The following is a 24,101-nucleotide window of genomic DNA, read 5'->3' on the forward strand; positions in this document are numbered from 1 at the left end:
CTTTGTACTTTGTACTTGGTACTATGTTTCGCTTCTCGCTTCTACATAGTTTTCCGTGTATTCTGCGAGATTCTACACTCGAAACTGTTCTCTGATATTCTCCGTCACAACCTTTCCATCAAACAGATTGATAATCCGGTGGGCATAGTTAGCATCGTGTGGGGAGTGTGTTACCATCACAATGGTAGTCCCTTCATTGTTCAGTTCTTCCAACAACCGCATTACTTCTTCACCATTGGCAGAGTCTAGGTTTCCCGTGGGTTCATCGGCAAGGATAACTGCTGGTTTGGCTACGATGGCCCTGGCAATGGCTACTCTTTGTTGCTGCCCACCCGAAAGCTGCTGAGGAAAGTGATCCTTCCTGTGCATGATATTCATGCGGGTAAGCACCTCTTCTACCCTTCTTTTGCGCTCGTCGGCTGGGGTTTTTAAGTATAGCAGTGGCAACTCCACATTTTCGAATACCGTCAGTTCATCGATCAGGTTAAAACTTTGGAAGACAAATCCAATGTTTCCCTTACGAAGTTGTGAGCGTTGCCTTTCGGAGAAGTTGGCTACCTCTTGGTTGATAAAATGATACTGTCCTGCATCCGGATTATCCAAGAGTCCAATGATGTTAAGCAAAGTAGATTTCCCGCATCCTGAAGGCCCCATGATGGCGACAAATTCACCTTTTTTGATTTCGATAGTAATATCGTCCAAGGCAGTGGTTTCTACTTCTTCCGTGGTGTAGAGCTTTTTTAAGTTGGTTGTTTTGATGATATGTTCCATAGTTGGGAGATTTTAGAGTTTAGATTTTAGAGTTTAGATTTTAGTCTTGAGCTATCGAGATAAGATTTTTGAATTTGATTTAATCTCCTTTAAGGGCGTTGATTGGGTTGGACCATGCTGCTTTGAGGGCTTGAGAACTGACGGTGAGAAGTGCAATTAGCAAGGTAATAAGTGCTACGGTCACGAATATTCCGAGACCTAGCTCAATTCTGTAATTGTAATTTTTTAGCCAACTACTCATGGCATACCAGGCTATCGGTATTCCAATGATGAGGGATACCAATACTAACTTGATAAAATCAGAGGTTAGTAAGATTACAAGATTGGCAGAAGAAGCTCCCAGGACTTTGCGAATGCTGATCTCTTTTAAGCGTTGTTCTGCCATAAATGCTGCTAACCCAAATAAACCAAGACAAGAAATAACAATGGCTAATCCTGAAAACCATAAAGTAAGCGCTGAAACTTGTTGCTCGCTTTGAAATTTATTGGCATAATCTTGGTCCACAAAAGTGTAGTCGAAAGGAAAATCAGGACTATATTTTTCAAATATCTGCTCAATACTTGCTAAATTTTCTGCGACGGTATTGGCGGGACTTAATTTGACATGAAAGACATTAAACCATAGATCTGGCCCAAAAATAACCAAGGGCTTCACCTGATGAAATGGAGAGTTCACGACAAAGTCCTCAACTACACCTACCACTTTCCAATCTTTGTCATTATCTTTTATGAGCTGGCCTATTGGATTTTCAAAGTTCATCAACCGCTGTGCTGCTTGATTTAACAACACCGCGTTGGAATCTGTAGCATACTGAAAAATGTCAATATCCCGGCCTTCTACGATAGTTAACCCAATAGTTTTGACAAGCTCAGCATCTGTACTAAAGCGATCGACTGTACTCGTTACCTCTGGGTCTTTGCCTTCCCAAGACATTCCCCAAGTATTGCTCCAGGTCTCTGAGATAGGTGACATGGTACGCGTAATTGATGAGGCGGCTCCTGATGCTAAGAGTTCTGCCCTGAAAGGTTCATACTTTTCTTGAAGTTGATCAGATATCATTAGGTAAATCAATTGATCTCTATCATATCCAGCATTCCTGTTTTGGGCATGGTCAATCTGAAACTTTACAACCAAGGTAGCTGCAATAAGTACGGCTGCAAAAGTAAACTGGGTTACTACCAATATTTTGCGAAGCCCAAAAGCAGATTTTGGTGAACTCAACTTTCCCTTGAGCACTCTTGCCGGTACTAAGGAAGACAAAAACAAAGCTGGATAAGATCCTGCAATAATCCCAATGAGTAAGATGAAAACGACATATGTTAACCAGAAAAAAGGCTCTCCGAAAGGCAAGTAAATAGACGTCCCCATCAAATTATTGAAATGTGGAATCAGTAGACTTACAATCAAAAGTCCTAGCAATGAAGCAATAAATGTCATGACCATAGACTCCCCAATAAATTGAAGAATCAACCTTCCCCTACCTGCTCCTGAAATCTTCCTGATGCCGATTTCCTTTGCTCGCTTTTCACTTCGGGCTGTACTTAAGTTCATAAAATTGATACAGGCAATCAAAATAATCAGGATAGCAACCCAGAAAAAGAGTTTGATCATTTTGATTTTACCTTCCGCCAAAACACCGTTGTCATAGTGATCATACAAATGTGCGATAGTCAGTGGATGCAAGATCAGATCAACCTTTTCGGTAGAAAACTTCCTCGTAATTCCTTTAACATTTGCCGCAGCCGTCTCTAAAGTCGTTTCAGGATGAAGCTCGATGTAGGTAATCACACTGTTATTGCCCCAAAAATCATCCTCGAAACCCATCTGCTTATACAATGCCCATGGAATGGCCGCATCAAACTGAAATTCTGTATTCCATGGGAAGTCTGCTAATACGCCTGTGACGAACAAAGTGACTTGATTCTCCAAAACCACCTCTTTACCGATTGGGTCCTCATCACCAAATAGTCTTTTCACAGCACTTTGAGTAAGGACTAATGATTCAGGCTTGGTGAACACATGCTCTTTATCACCCATCATTAGAGGGAAATCAAACATGGTAAAAAAATCAGGATCTATGACCACGGTTTGTTGGTTGATACCTTTTGTTTGGTACTTCAACAACATTTCATAAGGTATCTGATAACGGGTATAAGCCACTACTTCATCAAGCTCAGCTTCTAACACAGGACCTAAGGGCTTGGGTGTATAACCCCAGCTAGAGATCTCTCCATTGAAATTTGCCTGATTCCAAACTTCGAAGAGCTGATCTTTTTTCTCATGAAACTGATCAAAACTCCGCTCATATTGGATCCAAAGCAATATCAACACAGCCCCTCCTATCCCAAATGAAAGACCAGAGATATTGATAAGGGAGAATTCCTTATTCCTCCAAAGATTTCTCCAAGCTATTTTCACATAATTTGTAAACATAAAAATTCGTTTTGGTTGTGATGACTACTGGTTTTAAATGCTTTTATTTATTGGCCTCAAAGGCTATAATTTATTTTTGTTATTCACTAATTTACATTGAAGGCGTCTACGGGATTGATGAGGGCGGCGCGCATGGATTGGCCACTGACGGTCAAGGCTGCAATGATCGCAGCAATCATACCTGCGAGAACAAAGATGCCCCAGGATATCGATACACTGTAGGCAAAATTGCCTAGCCAAGAATTCATGCCGTACCAAGCAATGGGTATTGCAATCAGAAAACCTAGCAATACTAATTTCAAGAAGTCTTTTCCAAGAAGTAGGACAATGGCACCTACACTTGCTCCCATCACTTTTCTAATGCCGATCTCCTTGGTCCGCTGTTCGGTGGCGTATGCAGAAAGACCAAACAATCCCAAAACAGATATTAAAATGGCTAATCCTGCAAAGTATCCAAATACGGCCCCTACCTTTTCTTCCGCTTCATACTGCTGATTCATGCGATCTTCAACAGAGAAATAGTTAAAAGGAAAATCAGGTTTCATGGCTGTCCACTCTTCCCTAAGGTAAGCTAAAGCTTCTTGCTCCTCCCCTTGCTTTATCCGGAAGGCAACTAAATGAAAGCGGGTATCAGGAATCATAAACACCATAGGACTGATGGGTTGATGCAAAGACTCAAAATGAAAATCTTTCAATACCCCTACCACATAGCCTCTCCTTGGCCCGTAGTGTAATGCCTTACCAACCGCCTCTTCAGCAGAAGACCAGCCTATGGCACGAACAGCTGATTCATTGATTAAAAATGCCTGTGTACTGTCAGAGGATTGCAGAAATTCAAAGTCTCTCCCGGCAATAACTTCAATCCCAAAAGTTTCCATAAATCCATGACTGACATGAATATCGGCCAACCGAATATCCATCGCAGTTAAGTTCCCACCTACCTCTGCACGAGTCTCCATTGCATCCAATAATCTCCCGGAAGGTACCCTCGAACCCAAGGCCATGGATTCTATAGCAGGATGTTGTAAGAACCGTTGGCTGAGACGCTCATAATTCCCAATGAGTTCATCATAGGCAGGTAGGACCACAACTTGCTCTTGTTGAAATCCCAGCTCCTTATTTTTCATGTAGGATAATTGATTGGTAACTACCAAAACTGCCACAATCAGCACGATTGCAATGGTAAATTGACCCACAACTAAAGCAGAGCGGAATTTTTCATGCATAGAGCCTATTTTGTACGTTCCTTTCAAAACCTTGACTGGCTGAAATCCCGAAAGGAATAAGGAAGGATAGCTCCCCGAGATAACCCCAACAAGAACCACTAAGCCAACGAATACCAATAGGTAGCTAGGTTGCTCCAACAAATTTATCGTAAGATTCTTCCCGGTAAATCCACCAAAAGCAGGTAAGGCCACCCATACCATGAGCAAAGCCAACAAAGCCGCAAATAGCGTCATGACGATCGTTTCAGTCATAAACTGACCAACAAGGAGTTGTTTTTCTGCACCTAACACCTTTCGTAACCCCACTTCCAATGCCCGCTTCGACGATCTGGCAGTAGCTAAGTTCATGAAATTCACACAGGCAATCAGTAGGATAAATATCGCAATGGCTGAATAGGTATAAATGTATTCAATAGAACTGTTAGGTTCCAGTTCGGAATCAAGATTGGAATACAGATGTAAGGATTCTATGGGCCAGAAATGAAGGTTGTTCCAGGTGGAAGGAGTCATGCCGTCGGAGCCAACCTGCAAGTGTTTGTTGAGAAATCCCGGAATCTGAGCTTCCAAACCAGCAATATCAACCCCTTCCCTTAAGAGTGCATAGGTACCAAAATTATTGGAACCGAAGTTTTTCATCAGCTCCTCATAGCCTCCATAGTAGGCCATGACCATCTCCATAGAACCAAAGAAATCTGCAATGAAATGAGAGTTTTCAGGAATGTCTTCCATAACCGCTCTGACCTGCATCATGACAGCAAGTGGCCCAGCTTTTACCTCCACCATTCGTCCCATAGGGTCTTTATCGCCGAAGTATTTTTGGGCCATGCTTTGGGAAATGATTATTCCATCAGGAAAGGTTAATGCTTCTTCCGGATTCCCATCCAACACCTTCCAGGAAAAGACCTTGAAAATTTCGGGATCAGCAAAGTAAAACCGCTCCTCTCCAAAGATTTTATCTTCTTCTTTGATGACCAAGGTCGTATTCATTACCCGAACAGCATCTTCTATTTCCTGAGGAAAATCTTCTTTCAGTAAAGGTCCAAATGGAGGTGCCAAGTGTCCCAAATGCAGGTTTACTTCACCACTTTGATTGAAAAATGATCGGGATATTCTATAGATACGCTCGGATTTCTCATGATAGGTATCATAACTCAGTTCATGTTGCACAAACAAAAAGATCAACAAACTCGCCCCCATCCCCACAGACAGCCCAATGATATTGATCAAAACATACAATGGATTCTTCCTCAGATTCCGCACAAATATTTTCAAATAATTCCTAATCATAGCGTCTTTTGTTTTCTAGTCTTTTCTTTACAATTAAATGGCTATAGCCCCACAGCAAGCGATAATCCATCGTTCAACATTCGAAATTCAGCGTTCATCATTCGACATTTATTGGCTGTCCACAGATTTCGCAGATTAGCTCAGATTTTTTTCTTTCCCTCTTTCCTACCTCATTCCTAATCCCTCATTATCTTGTTTCTCGCGTCTCGTCTCTCGCTTCTCGAGTCTCGCATCTCGCATCTCGCTTCTCACTTCAAATACAACACTTCATTCTTCCCAAAGCCTTCATATCCACTGACTATCACCTTTTCTCCAGCCTGTAGTCCTTCGATGACTTCATAGAATTCAGGATTTTTGCGTCCCAATCGGATGGTTCTTTTCTCTGCTTTACCGGTAGATGGATTGAATACAAATACCCAATTTCCTCCAGTATCCTTATAAAAGCCACCCGATGACACTAGCAATGCTTGCTCACTTTCACCCAATTCCAGTCTGATACGGACAGTCTGACCTCGGCGAATCCCTGTGGGAATCTCTCCAGTGAAAATCATATCTACTTCAAATCGTCCTCCAGTGACAGTCGGATAGACTTTTGCTATCTCAAGCTCGTGTGTTTCTCCAGAAAAAGTAAAGGTACCCTTCAAGCCCATATACACCCGTGACAGGTACAGCTCATCAATGGGAACCCTCACCTTGAATTTATCCAAGATATCAATCTGTCCAAAGCGTTGGCCGGGACTGATGGATTGTCCTACCTGAATGGGTTCGGTAGACAACTGCCCACTAATGGGTGCGCGAAGGGCCAAATTATCCAGAATATGCCCTACCCCATTCAGGGACTGATTCATTCTACGCTCGGAATCCTGCAATTGCTTTTTTTGCACAACACGGGATATAGAGTCATTGCGATAAGCCTCATAGGTTAGCCTTCTTCTCTTAACATTGTACTCGTATTGCTCCCGAACCTCCTCAAATTCCCGCTCAGATACCAGTCTTTTGCTGTGCAACTCCTTAAAACGCTCGAATTGAGGTTTGAATAAACTGATTTGGTAATCTATTTCTGCGAGCTGAGCCTGCTGACTGAGGTCATTTTGATCCAGTTGCAGCCTGACTTGTCGGAGGTTGTTGAGCTGAAAGTACAAGCCTGATTCACGCTCCATCACCTCCAACTGCAATTTGGAATTAGAGAGTATCAAAATGGTATCTCCTTGGTTGACAAAAGCACCAGATTCACGGATAATCTGTTGGATATTTCCTCCCTCCAAAGCATCTAGAAAGAATACTTCTCCAGGCTCAATCGTCCCACTTACAGGAATGTAGTCTGTAAACTCTCCTTCCTTCACCGTAGCCAAGGTGACCCGCTCCATGGATACATTCATAGAAGACCTATGATCCACACCCCACAGTTGCCAACCTATCAATCCTACAACTAGTACTGAAGAAATTACTAACACTATCCTGCCGGTAGTCCAAAATTTCTTTTCAAGCTTTCTATCCATGATTCATTTATATTCGTGCTTGATTGCTGGGTTGCCAATCACATGCCAGCCCAAAAAAGGCTCTTAGCTTCCAAAATCAAGCTTTACAAACCAACACAGCTCTTAATCCCGAACATTTTTGTCCGTCAGCGCACAAAAGCTCCAAAAGAGAACAGGACTTCCCCCGCCTTTACCATTGAACGAACAATGAAAAATGGCCTTCATTTGAATATAAAAGCGTATTTTGTCATCTATACTTGAAAGCCAAAAATCGGTATAGCTTTTGGTTACTTAGTTAACCATATAACTAACCAATCACTCATTAGCTTTGCTTGGACATGAAGGAAAATAGATCAGGAAAACTACTCATTATTGACGATAATGAGGACCTCTTAAAAGCCGCTAAAATATTTTTAAAAAGACATTTCGAACAGGTAGACACCGAAACCAACCCTGGTCTACTTCCCATTTTAATGGTCAATGAGCAGTACGATGTGATTTTGTTGGATATGAATTTCACCAAAGATGTCAGCAGCGGACAGGAAGGTTTTTACTGGTTGGATCGGATATTGGAGATTGATTCATCCGCAGTAGTGGTTTTGATTACCGCCTATGGGGATGTGACCACCGCAGTCAAAGCCATCAAAGAGGGGGCTACTGATTTTGTATTGAAACCTTGGGAAAATGAAAAACTACTCGCTACCCTCCATGCTGCGCTGAAACTTCGAAAATCCAAAATAGAAGTGAATCAACTGAAAGATCAGCAACAACAATTGTTGCAGGACATGGACAGGAAGTTTAAGGACATCATCGGTCATAGTGCTTCTATGCAAAAAGTATTTGACACCATTGAGCGGGTTGCGGCAACAGATGCCAATGTATTGATTTTGGGGGAAAATGGGACCGGTAAGGAACTAATCGCCAGAGCCATCCACCGCAACTCCAAACGGCATCGTGAAGCTTTTGTAGGCGTTGACTTAGGTTCAATTACTTCATCGCTCTTCGAAAGTGAGTTGTTTGGTCATAAAAAGGGAGCCTTTACTGATGCTAAAGAAGACCGGGCAGGAAGATTTGAGCAAGCCAATAAAGGAACTTTGTTTTTGGATGAAATCGGCAATATTCCCATGGCCCTACAAGCCAAACTATTGGCAACCCTACAAAACCGTGAAGTCACCCGGGTAGGAACCAACAAGCCCATTCCAGTCAATATCCGCTTGGTCTCTGCCACCAATATGGCTTTGCATACAATGGTACACGAACATAAATTCCGGCAGGATTTACTCTATCGATTAAATACCATTGAAATTGTCCTTCCTCCTTTGCGGGAGCGCATGGAAGATATCCCTTTATTGGCTGACCATTTTATCGAAATGTACAGTAAAAAGTACCAAAAAGACATTCGCAAAGCCGGGGAAGCCTTGATCAAACGCATGCAAAAATATCATTGGCCTGGCAATATCCGTGAGCTACAGCACAGCATCGAACGGGCCGTTATCATGAGTTCAAGAAATGTCCTGCAACCGGAAGACCTGTTTACTCAAAACCATCTTGCTCCTGAAAAACAGGAGGAGTTGGTATCTCTAGAGCATTTGAATATTGAAGATGTGGAAAAAATCCTGATCCGCAAAGCCCTTCAAAAACATAATGGACATATCACTCGGGCAGCCGAGGAATTGGGACTCACACGTTCATCACTGTACAGAAGATTGGAGCGCTATGGCCTTTAAGTCATTTACTTTTGGGGTGATTATCCGAGTGGGCTTAATCGTCCTTTTGGCCTTTGCCGCCGCCTATGTTTATGCAAGTCAACAAGCAGCTCCTATCGCCTTACTTTTTCTGGGTTTGATTGGTTTGGTGGCAGTTAACCTGATCAGCTTTGTTTCCAATACCAACCGAAAAATCAGCAAGTTTTTGGAATCCATTCGCTATTCGGATTTTTCAACCTCATTTACCAAGGATTCGGGTTTGGGAAATTCCTTCCGGCAGATCAACCAATCGTTCAATGATGTCATTGATGCATTTAAAAAGACCCGTGCTGAAAAAGAAGAGCAAATGCTTTTTTTACAGATCATGATTCAGCATATCAATACGGGAATTATCTCATTTGATAATCGTGGGAGAATCGGGGTCATCAACGGAGCTGCCAAACAATTGCTGCAAATACCGCAATTTAAAGACATTCACGACTTGGGAAAGTTGTCCAAAGAGCTTTTGTCTAAAGTTCTAGACTTGTCTCCAGGCGGATCCTTTGCTATTCGTATCAATACAGACCTCCACTTGAATGTTCAGTCTGCCGCCTTTAAAATGGATGGAAACAGTTGGACCTTGCTTTCCTTTCAAAATATCCGCGCCGAACTCCAAAAAAATGAGTTGGAGGCCTGGCAAAACCTGACCAAAATCCTTCGACATGAAATTATGAACTCCATGACGCCAATAGCGAGTTTGGCGAGTTCCTTGGGTACAATCTTAGAAGAAGATGTTCGGGAGAGTGAGGAAGGTTCTTTATCCATAGAAAAGGAAAGCTTCATCGACCTATCGGAAGGTTTGGAGACCATCGCTAGCAGAAGTAAGGGATTGGTTGATTTTGTGCATGCCTACCGAGACTATACGAGTATTCCGCAACCTATCATTAAGCCTATTGCAGTACAGTCACTCTTTGAAAATATTCGGGTCCTTTGGAAAGATGAACTGGCCAATACTGGGATTTCCTTAGCATGCACCATCAATCCACCGACATTGGAAATCCATGGAGATCAGGACCTACTCCAAATGATTTTGATCAATCTAATCAAAAATAGCGTCGAGGCACTAGCGCATGCCGAAGACAAGAGAATCATGCTCAAAGGAGGCATCAACCACCAATCAAAGCCAGTCATACAAGTCATTGACCATGGGGAGGGAATTGTTCCGGAAGCATTGGAGCGGATTTTTGTCCCCTTCTATACCACAAAAAAATCAGGTTCCGGAATTGGCTTGGCCATATCCAGACAAATCATGAATTTACACAAAGGTAGTTTGGAGGTTGTTTCCAATCCAGGCGTGCAGACGGTATTTACGCTTTCGTTTAAGTGAAAATGAGATGAGAGTAAAATTAAATAGTATATCATGTGATTATCCGCTATTACACTGGGGTAAAAATAATATACAGCGTATTGCGGATAATCGACCACTGTCAACGGTCCACTGGCAACAGAAGCTTTGAAAGCTAATGTTTATAATTATTTGCGTAACTACTAAATCGAATGCAGACAATCAGTTTACAAAAAGTTTTAAATGGTTTTTGTAGAACTTATGATTTTTATAATACAACAAATACACCCCCTTTTTTCCGTCCCGTATCCACATAACGGTGGGCTTCCACAATTTGATCCAAAAACAAACTTACCTCACCTTTTCCATTAAGCTCATCGCTTGCTTCTGCGTTTGAGAATTAGATGCATGTTCTAAAATTATTCGTTGATTTTGAATGAAATTCATGTCAAAATACTCCGTAAGCGTTTGACTCATTTCTCCAAAAATTTCGATAGGACAATCAAACTCAAAATCAATTTTTTGCAGGGTTGGATTAAAACGATAGCTTCCAGTTGAACAGGTACCATAAACAGAATAAATGAAACTATTATCTTTCAGAAGTTCTAACGTAAATCCAGCCTCGACATCATTCCACGACCAAGCAGTTGGATTGGTGGTCGCATCAACAAGGTCAAAGGATTGTATTTGGACCCATTTTCCTAAGATTTTTTCAGAAAAGTGTGATTGATCTGTAAAATCATTTTCATTGTTACAGGAAAATAAAATCAATGAAAAAAACATACTAAAGACAATTGAAAGACTCGTTGTACTTCGCATAAATGCTGCTGGAAGAATGTGGGAAATTTGACAGTTAGAAAATCTCCCCTCCCTAAGTTATTTGAAGAATCGAGTTTTTTTCCACACTAAAGTTAAACTAAATTTTTATATATTCAAGCTTGGATACGAATTAAAATTCTTACTCTGTAATTTGCCTTATGGATTTCCCACCGTAGCAATCGCTGCGTTTTATCGTGGCAGTCGCTAGGTGAAACCATTTCAAGACCACCAATCGGCCTATTTTCTTTCTATTTTGATTGTAACTGCTTCAACAATCGCTCCTCTTTGACAATACTGTATAAAATCAATATGATTATCCCTCCTATGGAAACAGCTCCTGAAACCTGAATATAAGTATAAAATCCTTGCGAGAAATATTCTTTGAAGTAAGGCAATAGTAAAGTGTACCCTATGATATACGTAATCACACATACAGGAGTGACCAAATAGTTGACTATCCGCCGAATGCCATAATACTTTTTAAGATAGGCATGGTACGATTTGTGGTCCATGGATACAAGTCGGCTCTCTTTTCTGTAGATGGAAAGTAACTCGATGATCACCCTTACCACCAAACTCGAAATCATCAGTAACAGGCCTAAATTAAAACTGTTCCACTGGTTGAAGGCATATAACCAAGTATATACGCTCAATACCAGCACCGTAAGCACCAATACTGTAATGCTGATGTATTGTCCTTTTCGCTGCTTTTTAGCTTTTTGCAGGATATCCTGGGGAGTAAATGATGGCATTTTCCCACCTTGCTGATTCCACAATTCTTGTAATTTATCGGATTCCATGTTTGATACAGTTGAGTAATGATTTTCGAATTCTACTTAATCGGGTGCGCAAAGTTCCATGCGCTAGTCCCACACTTGAAGCGATGGTTTCTTGAGGTACATTTTCCAGCTCCAAAAGAATGAGTGTTTTGTTCTGCTCACTTAATTGGTCAATACAGGCGTACATTTTTTCGATAGTTTCTGCCTCCTCAGTGACTGCCTCCTCAGTGATGGATTCCGTCAATAGCTCATCGTTGACCTTCATCTGCTTTTTACTCTTCCGGATATCACCCAAACAAACGTTGGTAGCGATTCTGTAAATCCACGTATCCATGGAAGCCTCTCCTCTGAATGAATTGCTATGATTCCAAACTTTGATGAATGTTTCCTGAAGCCACTCATTGGCAAGCGCTACATCTCCAGAAGAATAGCCTAAGCATAATCGGTGGACTTTAGGCGCATAGGTGTGGTAAAGCTGGTTAAAGTCCTTTTCTGTCATTTCATTGATGCTAAAATCTACTGGATTTGCTCCAAAAACCAATCGGGTTTATCCAACATGATAAAATGCGCACTTTCTTCCGCGATCACAAGCCTGTAGTCTTTTAAATTTGAATATTGGCTTGTGTTGGTTTGTCTGACCATGGCCTCACCATAGGGATTGGCAGCTGCAATGATGGTCACAGGAATGGATATGTTTTTCAACCCTTCTCTCATGTCCATTTTTAGGTAATCGGTATATCCGTAGACATAGGTTTCCCGGTCTGATTCTAGAATCCACTCCTGTATCCTGTTCTGTTCAGCTTCTTTGACGCTCATCCCTTTAGCCATAAAACTGGCCATTTGTGCAAACGCGGCATCTTCCATAACCAACTGTTGCCTATTGTAAGGGCTATCATAGAATAAGTTATCAGGATTAAAATCAGGAAACATCAATGCGCCAGCTGCTGGCAAGGCATCCACCAGCACGAGTTGACCGAGGTTTAATTCTTGTTGCACTGCGAGCCAAGTAGCTACGGTTCCACCCAAACTATGCCCGATGATGGTTACCCCTTGCAGGTTTTTGGCTAGTATGTATTCCTTGATGGCCTCATTTACTTGGGGAAGCCAAGGAAAGCCAATAGGCTCCTTACCACCAAATCCTGCCAGCGTTATGACATGACATTCGTAGGTGCTTTCCAAAGCTTTGACAACAGGCTCCCAAACCTCTCCCGGAACGGTAAATCCTGGAATAAACAGAATTGGCTGTCCATTTCCTGACACCTCCACATGTATGGCTTGGCCAAATGAATGAGCATAAGTGGAGAACTGAACGATGCAAGCGATTAAAATTACTGCGATTTTTTTCATGGCTTCTAAAGTTTTATTTGCCTTTAGATGCAGAAAAAGAAAAATGTTACATGGTGGTGGGATATTTTTTTCTAGGCTTGCGTTTTTTAAATTTTTTCTTCAAAATTCAATTGCCTACCCTCTTTCGATGCTTTTTTATCCATAGTGAGGCCAACAGCCATTCCAAGGGGTAATCCTTTCCTCAAAAGTGCAATATTTCCTATGCTTAGCTAAACCAATATACCTAAATCCTAGACTGATATGTATATAGCTGATAATACCTCCCCTGCTTCGCAATCAATTCATCATGCTTACCAGATTCAACAATATGACCTTGTTCAATGACCAAAATCTGATCGGATTGGCGGATAGTACTCAATCGGTGGGCGATGACAAAGGTGGTTCTACCTTTCATCAATTCCTTCAAAGACTCCTGTATCAAGGATTCACTTTCGGTATCCAAATTGGAAGTAGCTTCATCCAAGACCAAAATCTTCGGATCAGCTAAAATAGCTCTGGCAATGGCAATCCGCTGCCGCTGACCACCAGATAGTTTGACCCCCCGTTCCCCGATGACCGTTTCCAGCCCTAACTCAAATCGATCGGTAAACTCCTGAACATGTGCTGCTTTGACCGCTTGCATTAAAGATTCCTCAGAAGCATTCGGTCTTGGGAACAGGATGTTTTCACGAATAGTCCCCTCAAACAAAAAATCATCCTGTAAAACTACCCCCAACTGTGATCGATAGCTTTCGAGTTTAATTTCTTGGATATCTACGCCATCTACCCAAATATGACCCGAATCGGGATTCAAAAAAGAAGCTGCTAGTCCTGCAATAGTCGTTTTACCCGAGCCTGATGTTCCCACCAAAGCCGTAATCGAACCTGCGGGTGCGTGGAAACTCACACCTTTGACTACTTCCTTCCCCTCTTCATAAGCATAGGAAACCTGCTCAAATCGAATATCTCCCCGAATAGTTTGCAAAGACTTGGTACGATTCCCACTGGTATGTTCCAAGGGCATATTCATGATTTCTTCTGTACGATCAAGCCCTGCAAATGCTTCTGTAAACTGACTACCTATATTGCTCATCTGAACAATCGGTGCAATCATAAACCCTAGATATAAGGTAAAGGCTAGGAAATCCCCAAAGGTCATCTGTCCATCCATGATCATGTATCCACCAATACCCATGATGCCGGCAGAGGCCAAGCCAAGTAAAAAGGTAGCCGCAGAAGTCACAAAACTCGTGGCCGTCAAACTTGCTTTGACATTCAAAAACAAGCGCTCCACCCCATCCTCAAAGGTCTTGATTTCCTGTTGCTCAGCATTGAAACCTTTGATCACGCGAATGCCACCCATTGTTTCTGTTAGTCGACCGGTAACTTCTGCGTTGATTTTTCCTCGCTCACGGAAGATGGGTCTAATTTTACGAAAGGCTTTTAAAGAAATGATTCCGAAAATAATCACGGGTACCAACACATACAGCGTCATCAAAGGACTGATGTAAATCAACAAGGCTAATGAGATGACTGCGGTCAATATCCCACCAATCATCTGTGCAAAGCCTGTTCCTACCAAATTGCGCACGCCTTCCACATCGGTCATAATTCGGGAAACCAATTCTCCCGTCTTGGTATTATCAAAGAAGCGAATTGGTAACTGAATGATGTGACGTTGCACTTTGGAGCGGAGTTTGGCAATCAAATGTTGGGCTTCCACAGATAGAATCTGAGTCAGAGCATAGGATGTGACTGATTGTATAGTAATGGCTACAACCACCCCAACTACCAGCCATTGAAGCATGTTTAAGTCATTGGAAGGAATCACATCATCTATCAAAATCTTGCTGGCACCTGGAAGAACCAAGCCTGCTAAGCGGGAAATGATAATTAAAAACAGACCTAAAAATAATTGATTCTTTCTTGGCCAAATGATGGTTTTGAAGACATGGGCCATCGTGACCCTGTTTTCTGCAGTTTGGGACTTTTTCATAGTTTCGATAGACAAAACACAATATGCGCTTCCATTAGTTTCTTTTGTAGCTCAAAATCTTTTTGCTACTATCCCCCAATTCGTATGAATCCTTCAGGTATCCATTCGGGTATTGTTCATTTGATTCCTATATTTGACTTTCACCAGTGAATATTTCATCCCTATGAAACAATGGATTCAAGAAATCAATGCTATTTCTGAGGAAGTGGAGATACTTTTTGGAAAGCTTCCTCAAGAAAAACTACATCAGAGACCAAATCCTCAATCATGGAGTATAGCAGAAAATCTACAACATCTGATTACATTGAATTCCAGTTACTTTCCCATTTTCAAGAAACTCAAAGATGGCAGTATTAAAAGGCCCTTTGTGGGAAAATTTAAGTTTTTTACCGACCTTTTCGGAAACATCATTTACAAATCAGTTACGGATGGTGGCAAGAAAAAAGTTAAAACCTTTCCCTTATGGGAACCTAAACTATTCGATCCCGAAGCGTCGATTGTAGCAGCATTTATTACCCACCAAACCCAATTGAAAGATCAGATCAAATCACTTCAATTGTTTATTGAAAAAGAAGCTGTCATTTACTCTCCTGCCAATAAATTGATCGTGTATACCTTGCCAAAGGCACTTGATATCATCGTATCGCATGAGCATAGGCATCTGGACCAAGCGAAAAAAATCCTTACCCAATAAACCCAATCTATGTTTTACTCCTCCAAAGATTTAAAATTTCAGCTTTTTGAGCATATCAAAGTTTCTGAACTGTGCAAGTTGCCTTACTTCCAAGAGCATAGTCAGGAAACCTTTGAGTTGGTATTGGATGCAGCGGATAAAATTGCAGTACATCAATTGAGGCCATTACTGACGGAAATGGATAGGCAGGAACCCAAACTTACTGCCGATGGTATCAAGGTACATCCCGGGATGAGAAAAATCATCCAAACCTTTGGGGAAGATGGTTGGATTAATGCTACGTTTTCTTTCGAAGAGGGAGGACAACAACTCCCCAATACCATGCACATGGCGGCGGGTTTTATTTTTCAAGCAGCCAATTATTCCAGTTCAGTCTATCCTTTTTTAACTACCGGTGCAGCTAATTTGATCCGAACATTTGGTTCTCAAGAATTGATTGACAAGTTTACTCCGAATATGTACAATGGCAAATGGCAGGGCACCATGGCACTGACTGAACCGGATGCAGGGAGTTCCTTATCAGATTTAAGTACGACCGCCTATCCCACTGAAAAGGAAGGAGTTTTCAAAATCAAAGGACAAAAGATTTATATTTCTTGTGGAGACCATGATGCCTGTGAAAACATCATTCATTTGATGTTAGCCCGCATCGAAGGTGCTCCCGCTGGAGTGAAAGGAATTTCCCTATTTGTAGTTCCAAAAATCAATGTAGACACAGGATTGCCCAATGATGTGCGAACGGAAGGCGTATATCACAAAATGGGCTATAAGGGCGCTCCGATAGCTCATTTGATGATGGGTTCAGAAGACCTATGCGAAGGATACTTGGTAGGAGAAGCACACAGAGGTCTCAGCTATATGTTTCAGATGATGAATGAAGCAAGAGTAGGTGTAGGCATGAATGCCGGGGCTATTGCTACAGCAGCCTATTACAGTTCCCTTGCCTATGCCAAAGAACGTCCCCAGGGTCGAAAAATCGGAGAAAAAGATCCATCACAACCTCAAGTCTCGATTATTGAGCATGCGGATGTGAAGCGTATGCTCCTCTTCCAAAAGGCCATCACAGAGGGCTCTTTATCACTATTACTTTATTGTAGTAAACTTGGGGACATGGCTCATGCAGGTAAAGGAGAGGCAAAAGTAAATGCCGCATTACTATTGGGTCTGTTGACTCCTATTGCAAAAAGTTATCCTTCAGAAATGGGATGCTTGAGTACCTCAGCTGCAGTACAGGTATTGGGTGGTGCAGGCTACACGACTGATTTCCCGGTGGAGCAATATTATCGAGAAGCAAGAATCCACCCAATTCATGAAGGGACAACCGGCATACATGGCATGGATTTGCTAGGTAGAAAGATCGTCATTCAGGAAGGTAAAGCAGTTCAATTGTTGATGGCTGAAATGATTCAATCAATAGCGCGGGCTAAAACAGTCAAACAAACTGATTCCTTTGCTTCCACCTTGGAAAAATACATGCAAAAAGCCCAGCAAGTCACAGGTCATCTGTTACAGAAAGCAGGTAAAAACCCAGAAGTTTATCTATCAGATGCAACCTTGTATTTAGAGTTTTTGGGCATTTTGGTAATTGCTTGGAGGTGGTTGGAACAAGGAATGGATGCATCCTCACAACTGGAGATAAGCACACAAGATTCAGAATTTTATCATGGTAAACTTATGGCCATGGAATACTTCTTTGAGTATGAATTAGTCAAGATGGGGGCTCTGGAGAAGCGATTGTTATCCGAAAAGATAACAACGATCGCTATGCAGACAGAATGGTTTTAATATAAACCCCTACAACATTTAATTACGCGGAATAATCAGTTGGCAAGCTTACAGCGATTTTGGTACCTTTATTTAACTCAGAAGTTAGCTTAATACTTCCATTAAGCTTTTGAACTATTGCATTTACTATGGCTAGTCCAATTCCACTGCCTTTCTTATCACCAACATTACTTGCCCTAAAAAATTCTTTGAAAATGGATTTTTGTTCAGCCTCAGGAATTCCTATTCCAAAATCCTGAACAGTCACAGTAATGAACGAAGGTGTTTGCTGGATGGAACATATAGGAGCTTGCCTGCCTACAGAATACTTATATGCATTGCCTAAAATATTTGTAAAAAGATGACTGATAAGAATCTGATCCTTGTTTACTAAAATGGAGGTCGGCAATGCATCTATTTCAGCTAACCGTTGATCAGGATCAAAATCCCTACAATCCTCTATAATTTCTTTGATAAAAGGAACAATATCAAACTCCTGATTATAAACAATATAGGTATTCATAAACAAGGATTCAAAAATCATCAAGTCATCCACCAAACCATTCAATCGTTTTTCTTGACGGTCTATCTTTTTGATCTGATTTTCAATTTTTTGCTTGATCGTAGGGTTTTCTAGCTGTTCTTGATAAATTTTCAATAAGTCCGAAGCTGTTGAGATGACACCGATAGGATTTTTAAACTCATGTACAGCCATAGCAATAAATCGAGACTTAAGCTGTTGTAGTTCCTTTGATTTTTTAAAAAGTCGGAAGTAAAAAAACAGCAGTGCAAAAAGTAATAATCCAATTAAGATCAACAAAGCAGAACTAATGGTCAACCAAAGAATCCTATCTTCTTTCGCTTGATTTTCTGCTTTCAACAGAAGAGCCTCCCTTTCAATATTCCTCAACTCTAGTAGATCTTGTATCAAATTTCGGGCATTCTGATTTTTGGTTTGATTGGTTGTGATATAAAATGATCGGAATCTATTGAGAATGCTGATTGACTCATCAATATCCCTTGAACTTAGTGCTAACTCACTCAATGCCAACAGTGCTTCACCAATCGTACCATTAAGATTATACTTTTCTGAAAACTCCAAAGATTTCTCAAACTGAGCCTTGGCAACTTGAGGTTGATTCAAACCCATGTAATTTAAACCTAACAAATAGTGTGATTCTATAATTACCTCTTTATTAGACTTTGATTCCTGAAGTTTTCCATTGATTTCCAAAGCCATTGTTAAGTAGTTAATGGATTCAGAATAGGCTTCTTGTCTGTTCCTGATTTTTCCCAGATACATGTAAGCAGAAGCTAGTAAAGGGATATTTTTAACTATATCATTCACAGAAATACTTTCGTACATGTATTTCTCTGCTTCTCCGAAATTTTCATTTAGGAAGTAACTTTCAGCGAGATTGTATGCTGCTATCGCTAACCTATCTGCGGGACCCGATCCTTTGAAATACTCATAAGCAAGGGTATGATATTTAAGCGCAGATTCACTTTCACCAAGGCGATAGAAAAAAGTACCCAAACTAATATGGCAATCCGCTATGCCCCTTTGATCATTCAATTTTTCAAAAATCTCCAAAGATTTGAAAATATAGTCCAATGAATAGGATAGATTATCACTGAAATAACTGAGTATTGCTAAGTTTCGATAAGCATAGGCTAATCCCTTGGAATAATTATACTCAAAAGATAATTCCAAAGCCTCTTGTGCAGCTAAAGTACTTGCATTAAAATCAATTCTAAAATTGTCTCTTGCTAGATTATTTAAAGAATCAATTCTGCTTTCAATACCCCTTACACCAGTCCATTGACCAAAAACGGCTTCGCTGGAAAAAAACAAACACATCAAGAGCACCGTTTTGAAAAACCTCACTGATTCCTTTTTTTTTAGTTATTTTAGGGTGGTAATATATTTAAATGTAAGTCAACGAGGTATAAAAAAAAATATAAAACCGAGTTTTGTCAATAAACTGTAAGCTTTCGAACGACCTCCTCAAGATTTTTTTCAGCCAGCTTTTTGTAAGCACTATCTGAGAAATCTAAATTTGGGAGTCTACTGATGCGGTCAAAGCCATCTTGTTCTCCTTCATCTCCTGAAGTGATCAACCAACAAGGTTTTTGATATTTTTTTGCAAGCTGTAGGAGTTCGTAACTTCCTTTTCCTCCCGCCGATTGGGAATCATAGCGCCCTTCTCCGGTGATGATCAGGTCTGCTTTGGCAACTTTTGCCTCCAAGTTGATCAATTGAAAGAAATACTGCGCTCCTTTGTGTATCCGAACATCGAAAAAGAAAGACAAGCCATACCCTATTCCTCCCGCTGCCCCAAAACTTGGTCGGTCGACCAATGCCTTTTTTGACTTTTGTTCAAGTAAAGCAATGGTTCGCTTACTACAGGTTTCAAAGCGCTGGCTATCAGCTTCTAAAAGCCCCTTCTGAGGTCCGAAGACTGGTAGCGCTCCTTTAGTACCGAAAAAGGTATTGTCCACATCACAGATTAACTCAAATCGAATAGTTGGAAATGGAATCGGCGATTGGATAAAGGCAATTTTCTCAAAAAAACTATCGGTAAAAAAAGCCAAGACCCTACCCTTTTCATCCAAAAACTGAAAGCCTAGTCCTCCCAAAATTCCTAAGCCTAAGTCCACACTAGCGCTTCCTCCTAAACCAAGATAAATGCTTGTTGCTCCTTTTTTAGCAGCATGTAGAATTAATTCTCCTGTCCCATAGCTACTGGCAATCCAAGGATTTAATTGCTCTTGAGAAAGATGCTTGATCCCGGAAACCGTTGAAACATCCAAATAGGCCGCTTGATTAGCCTCATCCCAAAAATAAAAGCCCTGAATCGGCCTTCCAATAGGGTCAACTGTCCAACATTGAATTTGCTGTAATCCTAAAGCCTTTCCTAACAGCCAACAGGTGCCATCTCCCCCATCGGCTATAGGACAGGTGAACACTGTGTCTTGAGGATACTTTTGAGACCAGGCATTTGCAAGAATTTCCGCCGCCACCTCTGCTTCAATCGTTCCTTTAAATGCATTGGGAGCAATCAGAATAGTTTTTGAAGCGGCCGTATCCATAATCTAATTATTTCATCCGATTAAAATAGTCTTTGGTAGCAGCTTTAACTTTCGGAGCCAAATAAATAGTCGAAATCATGGTCGGAATTGCCATTACCGCATACATGCCATCGATAAAACTCACCACTACTTCCAAAGAAACAACTGCCCCTGCAACGATGGTCACTAGGTAGAAATAATTGTAATAGTTGGCCTTATCAGCTCCAAATAAGTAATTGATGCACTTATGCCCATAATAGGAATAGGTAAACATGGTAGATAGCGCAAAAACCAAAACTGCCACCATCAGTAAATACTTTCCAACCACAGGAATACCCGCTTCAAATGCAGCCAATGTTAGTCTGACCCCATCGTTTTCTGTGCTTTCCCAAACTCCCGTAAGCAAAATCACCAAAGCTGTCAAGGTACAAACCACAACCGTATCTATAAAGGGTCCCAACATCGCAATTAACCCTTCACGGACGGGTTCGTTGTTTTTGGATGCTCCATGAACCATTGGTGCCGTACCAATACCCGCTTCATTGGAGAAGGCCGCTCTACGTGCCCCTAAAATGATGACTGCTCCAACAGCTCCACCCATCACGGCATTCCCTGTGAAGGCATCCTCTAAAATCAACCATAACATGGCAGGCACAGCCCCCAAGTTTTTAAATACAATAAAAATTACCGTAATGAAATACAAGATCACCATAAAAGGAACCAATCGGGAAGCTACCAAAGCTATTCGCTTTATCCCTCCCAAGATCACAATACCAACAATAATCATCATGGATATTCCAATGATCCATTTGGTAGATTGACCGTAATCCAAGTTGTATGGTTCTAACATTACTGAGCGGAATACAGCTGTCAATTGATTTGCTTGGAATATTGCCAATAACCCTAATGCTCCAGCCACAGAAAATAAGATGGCCAATGGTTTCCATTTTTTCCCCATGCCCTCTTCTATCACATACATGGGACCACCTTGTACTTCCCCTGCGGTATCTACTCCTCGGTACATGATAGCCAAGGAACAGGTAAAGTATTTGGTCGCCATCCCTACAAATGCAGACATCCACATCCAAAAAATAGCACCTGGGCCACCCATATTGATGGCTATAGCTACCCCTGAAATATTCCCCAAACCAACGGTAGCAGCAATAGCCGCAGACAATGCCTGACGAGAAGAAATCTGACCAGGAGCATTTTTATCATCGTACTTACCGCTCACTACTTTCAAAGCATGGCCAAAGTAGCGAAAGGGTAAAAAACCGGAGTACACAAACAAAATCAAGCCCCCTCCCATCAGAAGTAGCAACATCGGTGTATCCCAAATCCAATTACTAAAGTCAATGATTAATTGTCCCATAAAGTCATTTTGAAATGAAACAGCATATTAAGCGCAATTTCCCAAAATGCAAAAAACATTAGCAGAAAAAGAAATCGAGAGCCTTTGATAATGATACTAAGAAAACCAGTAAAAACTTATGAAGTTTAAATTATACAATCCAATTCATGCTGTTGCTCAATTTAAAAATGGCTGCTTATTCTATTTCTCGTAGCTCCACCCGTACTGCTTCATCTTTTGGAATAATACTGCCTCCTACATTCTCTGCAATGTAGTAGGTGATTTGTGCACCAAAAAGAAAAATAACAATCGAATAATAGGTCCAAACCAAAAGAATCACTAAAGAACCCGCAGCTCCATAAGTACTACCTAAATCAGAATTCCCTAAATAAATACCTATGAGATATTTCCCAACACCAATCAAAACCATGGTGATAAATGCGCCCATCCAAGTGTCTTTCCAACGAACTTTTGCATCAGGCAGAATTTTATACATAAGTGCAAATATCAATACAAAAAAAGCCTGAGCAGTAAAAAAATGAACTAAGGCTGCCACATCAAACGGAATATCTACAATCAAAAACTGAGTTAAATAATTATTGACTATAACAAAGGCTGCATCTAAAATCAATGATATCACCAAAATCAATCCTATGGAGGCAATCAAGGAGAAACTCAATAAACGATTGATGGCAAACTTCAAAATCCCTTTAGCAGGTTTTGGCTTGATATGCCAAATATGATTTATGGCATTTTGTAAACTTACAAAAACAGTTGTTGCACTAAATGCTAGTATCAGTACGGCTACAACGTTTGGTATTCCCTTATTCTCTCCTATGTCAAAATTGTTAAAGATTTCTTCTATAGATGCCTTACTTTCAGAACCTGCCAAAACTTCAATTTGATGCAAGATTTCCGCCTGCATTTCGGACTCAGAGAAAATGGCCGTTCCAATATTTAAAATAATAATGGCAAATGCCGGTAAACTAAAAATTGTGTAAAAAGCAGTTCCCGCTGCAAGTCCCATTGACTCGCCTGATATAAAGTCTTTTATTGAATCTTTAACTATTGTATATGCTGTTAACTTTTTAATACTTTTGATCATCCTATTATTCTTTTTCCCAAAGGTCCTCTAAGGTATATGGACTTCTTGGACCTGTAAAGAACCTACCGTCGATAAATCGATAGTTTTTACCTATATTTTTTAAAGCAAGCATATCCTCATCACTGAGTTCGATCGTGATTGCTTCCAGATTTTGTTTGATCCGCTCTTGATTTACAGATTTTGGGATTACGGCAATACCTCTTGCTACAGAATAAGCTATTAAAATCTGTGCGTTTGAACAACCGTATTTATTTGCTAGATCTTGTATCAAATCATGATTCATCAAATCTGGCTCATCCTCTTTTTTGATAGAAGAAGCGCGGTCTCCTGAACCCAATGGTGAGTAGGCAGTCATAAGTAAGCCTTGATCTTTACAAAACTTCACGAGTTTTTCCTGCGGTAAAAAAGGATGCATTTCCACCTGATTCATTTCAGGCTTTATTTTACAGTTATCCAATATTTCGCTTAGTTTGGCAATATTGAAATTAGACATTCCTATATGCTTCGTGAGCCCTTTGATATAGCAGGATTCCAATCCTTCCCACGTTTGTGTTAGCGGAACATCCTGATAGGTATAAAATTCTTCCCGATTTTGAGCAAACTCCACCCCTTTTTTGAAACTTATAGGCCAATGCATCAAATAAAGATCCACGTAACTAAGCCTCAATTCTGATAATGTTTTGGTTAAACCTTCCTCTACATCTTCTAAGCGGTGATTGGAATTCCACAGTTTGGACGTAATAAAAACATCTTCTCTTTTGACTAATCCATCTCCAAAGGCTTTAGTCAAAGCTTCTCCTACTTCTGATTGATTATTATATATGGCAGCACAGTCAATATGTCTGTAACCTGATTCTAAAGCCCATAACACTGCTTGATATACTTGACCAGGTTTAGATTTCCAAGTTCCTAAACCTATAATTGGTAAATGATCTCCGTTTTTAAACTGTAATGTTTTCATGAGTAAAA

General features: G+C 40.8%; 18 protein-coding genes. 4 read left to right on the top strand and 14 right to left on the bottom strand.

Going from position 1 to position 24,101, the window contains the following annotated elements:
• Positions 1-72 precede the first annotated feature (72 nt).
• The 4 genes from IE080_RS00625 to IE080_RS00640 form a co-directional block, all read right to left on the bottom strand.
• Complete coding sequence (locus tag IE080_RS00625; protein ID WP_189578388.1) at positions 73-771, bottom strand: ABC transporter ATP-binding protein; 699 nt, start codon at positions 769-771, stop codon at positions 73-75.
• Between the two features lie 79 nt (positions 772-850).
• Entirely contained in the window at positions 851-3,205 is a 2,355-nt protein-coding gene (locus tag IE080_RS00630) for an ABC transporter permease (protein ID WP_189578390.1), read from the bottom strand.
• 86 nt (positions 3,206-3,291) lie between these two features.
• Positions 3,292-5,718 carry an ABC transporter permease gene (locus tag IE080_RS00635; protein ID WP_189578392.1) on the bottom strand — a complete coding sequence of 809 codons (2,427 nt, stop codon included), beginning with the start codon at positions 5,716-5,718 and terminating at the stop codon, positions 3,292-3,294.
• Positions 5,719-5,966: 248 nt separating this feature from the next.
• Positions 5,967-7,217 (bottom strand): efflux RND transporter periplasmic adaptor subunit, encoded by a 1,251-nt coding sequence (locus IE080_RS00640; protein WP_189578394.1) that lies wholly within the window; start codon positions 7,215-7,217, stop codon positions 5,967-5,969.
• Between the two features lie 317 nt (positions 7,218-7,534).
• Here IE080_RS00640 and IE080_RS00645 point away from each other — a divergent pair, with 317 nt between their 5' ends.
• Entirely contained in the window at positions 7,535-8,923 is a 1,389-nt protein-coding gene (locus IE080_RS00645; protein ID WP_189578396.1) for a sigma-54-dependent transcriptional regulator, read from the top strand.
• Complete coding sequence (locus tag IE080_RS00650; protein ID WP_229800438.1) at positions 8,841-10,268, top strand: sensor histidine kinase; 1,428 nt, start codon at positions 8,841-8,843, stop codon at positions 10,266-10,268. The genes IE080_RS00645 and IE080_RS00650 overlap by 83 nt, the downstream gene beginning before the upstream one ends.
• A gap of 309 nt (positions 10,269-10,577) precedes the next feature.
• On the opposite strand, the gene IE080_RS00655 is transcribed toward IE080_RS00650, so the two are convergent.
• The 5 genes from IE080_RS00655 to IE080_RS00675 all read right to left on the bottom strand — a co-directional run bounded on the left by IE080_RS00655 (position 10,578) and on the right by IE080_RS00675 (position 15,146).
• On the bottom strand, positions 10,578-11,009 hold the full coding sequence (locus IE080_RS00655; RefSeq protein WP_189578398.1) for a hypothetical protein: 432 nt from the start codon (positions 11,007-11,009) through the stop codon (positions 10,578-10,580).
• Between the two features lie 284 nt (positions 11,010-11,293).
• On the bottom strand, positions 11,294-11,845 hold the full coding sequence (locus IE080_RS00660; protein ID WP_189578400.1) for an NrfD/PsrC family molybdoenzyme membrane anchor subunit: 552 nt from the start codon (positions 11,843-11,845) through the stop codon (positions 11,294-11,296).
• Positions 11,832-12,365, bottom strand: a complete 534-nt coding sequence (locus IE080_RS00665; protein ID WP_189578402.1) for an RNA polymerase sigma factor — start codon at positions 12,363-12,365, stop codon at positions 11,832-11,834. Before IE080_RS00665 ends, IE080_RS00660 begins: the two co-directional genes overlap by 14 nt.
• Positions 12,341-13,171 carry an alpha/beta fold hydrolase gene (locus tag IE080_RS00670; RefSeq protein WP_189578404.1) on the bottom strand — a complete coding sequence of 277 codons (831 nt, stop codon included), beginning with the start codon at positions 13,169-13,171 and terminating at the stop codon, positions 12,341-12,343. Before IE080_RS00670 ends, IE080_RS00665 begins: the two co-directional genes overlap by 25 nt.
• Before the next feature lie 223 nt (positions 13,172-13,394).
• Positions 13,395-15,146: an ABC transporter ATP-binding protein gene (locus tag IE080_RS00675; protein ID WP_189578406.1), complete on the bottom strand. Its 1,752-nt coding sequence runs from the start codon at positions 15,144-15,146 to the stop codon at positions 13,395-13,397.
• 163 nt (positions 15,147-15,309) lie between these two features.
• Here IE080_RS00675 and IE080_RS00680 point away from each other — a divergent pair, with 163 nt between their 5' ends.
• Both IE080_RS00680 and IE080_RS00685 read left to right on the top strand, forming a co-directional pair.
• Entirely contained in the window at positions 15,310-15,840 is a 531-nt protein-coding gene (locus IE080_RS00680) for a DinB family protein (protein WP_189578408.1), read from the top strand.
• Positions 15,841-15,849: 9 nt separating this feature from the next.
• The gene (locus IE080_RS00685) at positions 15,850-17,625 is read left to right on the top strand and encodes an acyl-CoA dehydrogenase family protein (protein ID WP_189578409.1); all 1,776 of its coding nucleotides are present in this window, start codon (positions 15,850-15,852) and stop codon (positions 17,623-17,625) included.
• Positions 17,626-17,647: 22 nt separating this feature from the next.
• Here the strand turns inward: IE080_RS00685 and IE080_RS00690 are convergent, their stop codons facing one another.
• From IE080_RS00690 to IE080_RS00710, 5 genes are all read right to left on the bottom strand, one after another.
• On the bottom strand, positions 17,648-19,465 hold the full coding sequence (locus IE080_RS00690) for an ATP-binding protein (protein WP_189578411.1): 1,818 nt from the start codon (positions 19,463-19,465) through the stop codon (positions 17,648-17,650).
• A gap of 116 nt (positions 19,466-19,581) precedes the next feature.
• Positions 19,582-20,697, bottom strand: a complete 1,116-nt coding sequence (locus tag IE080_RS00695) for a glycerate kinase (RefSeq protein ID WP_189578413.1) — start codon at positions 20,695-20,697, stop codon at positions 19,582-19,584.
• Between the two features lie 7 nt (positions 20,698-20,704).
• Positions 20,705-22,048, bottom strand: a complete 1,344-nt coding sequence (locus IE080_RS00700; protein WP_189578415.1) for an alanine/glycine:cation symporter family protein — start codon at positions 22,046-22,048, stop codon at positions 20,705-20,707.
• A gap of 175 nt (positions 22,049-22,223) precedes the next feature.
• Positions 22,224-23,132 carry a YihY/virulence factor BrkB family protein gene (locus tag IE080_RS00705; protein ID WP_189578417.1) on the bottom strand — a complete coding sequence of 303 codons (909 nt, stop codon included), beginning with the start codon at positions 23,130-23,132 and terminating at the stop codon, positions 22,224-22,226.
• A gap of 4 nt (positions 23,133-23,136) precedes the next feature.
• Entirely contained in the window at positions 23,137-24,093 is a 957-nt protein-coding gene (locus IE080_RS00710; protein WP_189578419.1) for an aldo/keto reductase, read from the bottom strand.
• Positions 24,094-24,101 lie beyond the last annotated feature (8 nt).

This window comes from Mongoliitalea lutea (assembly GCF_014652135.1).
GTDB classification, from domain to species: Bacteria; Bacteroidota; Bacteroidia; order Cytophagales; family Cyclobacteriaceae; genus Mongoliitalea; species Mongoliitalea lutea.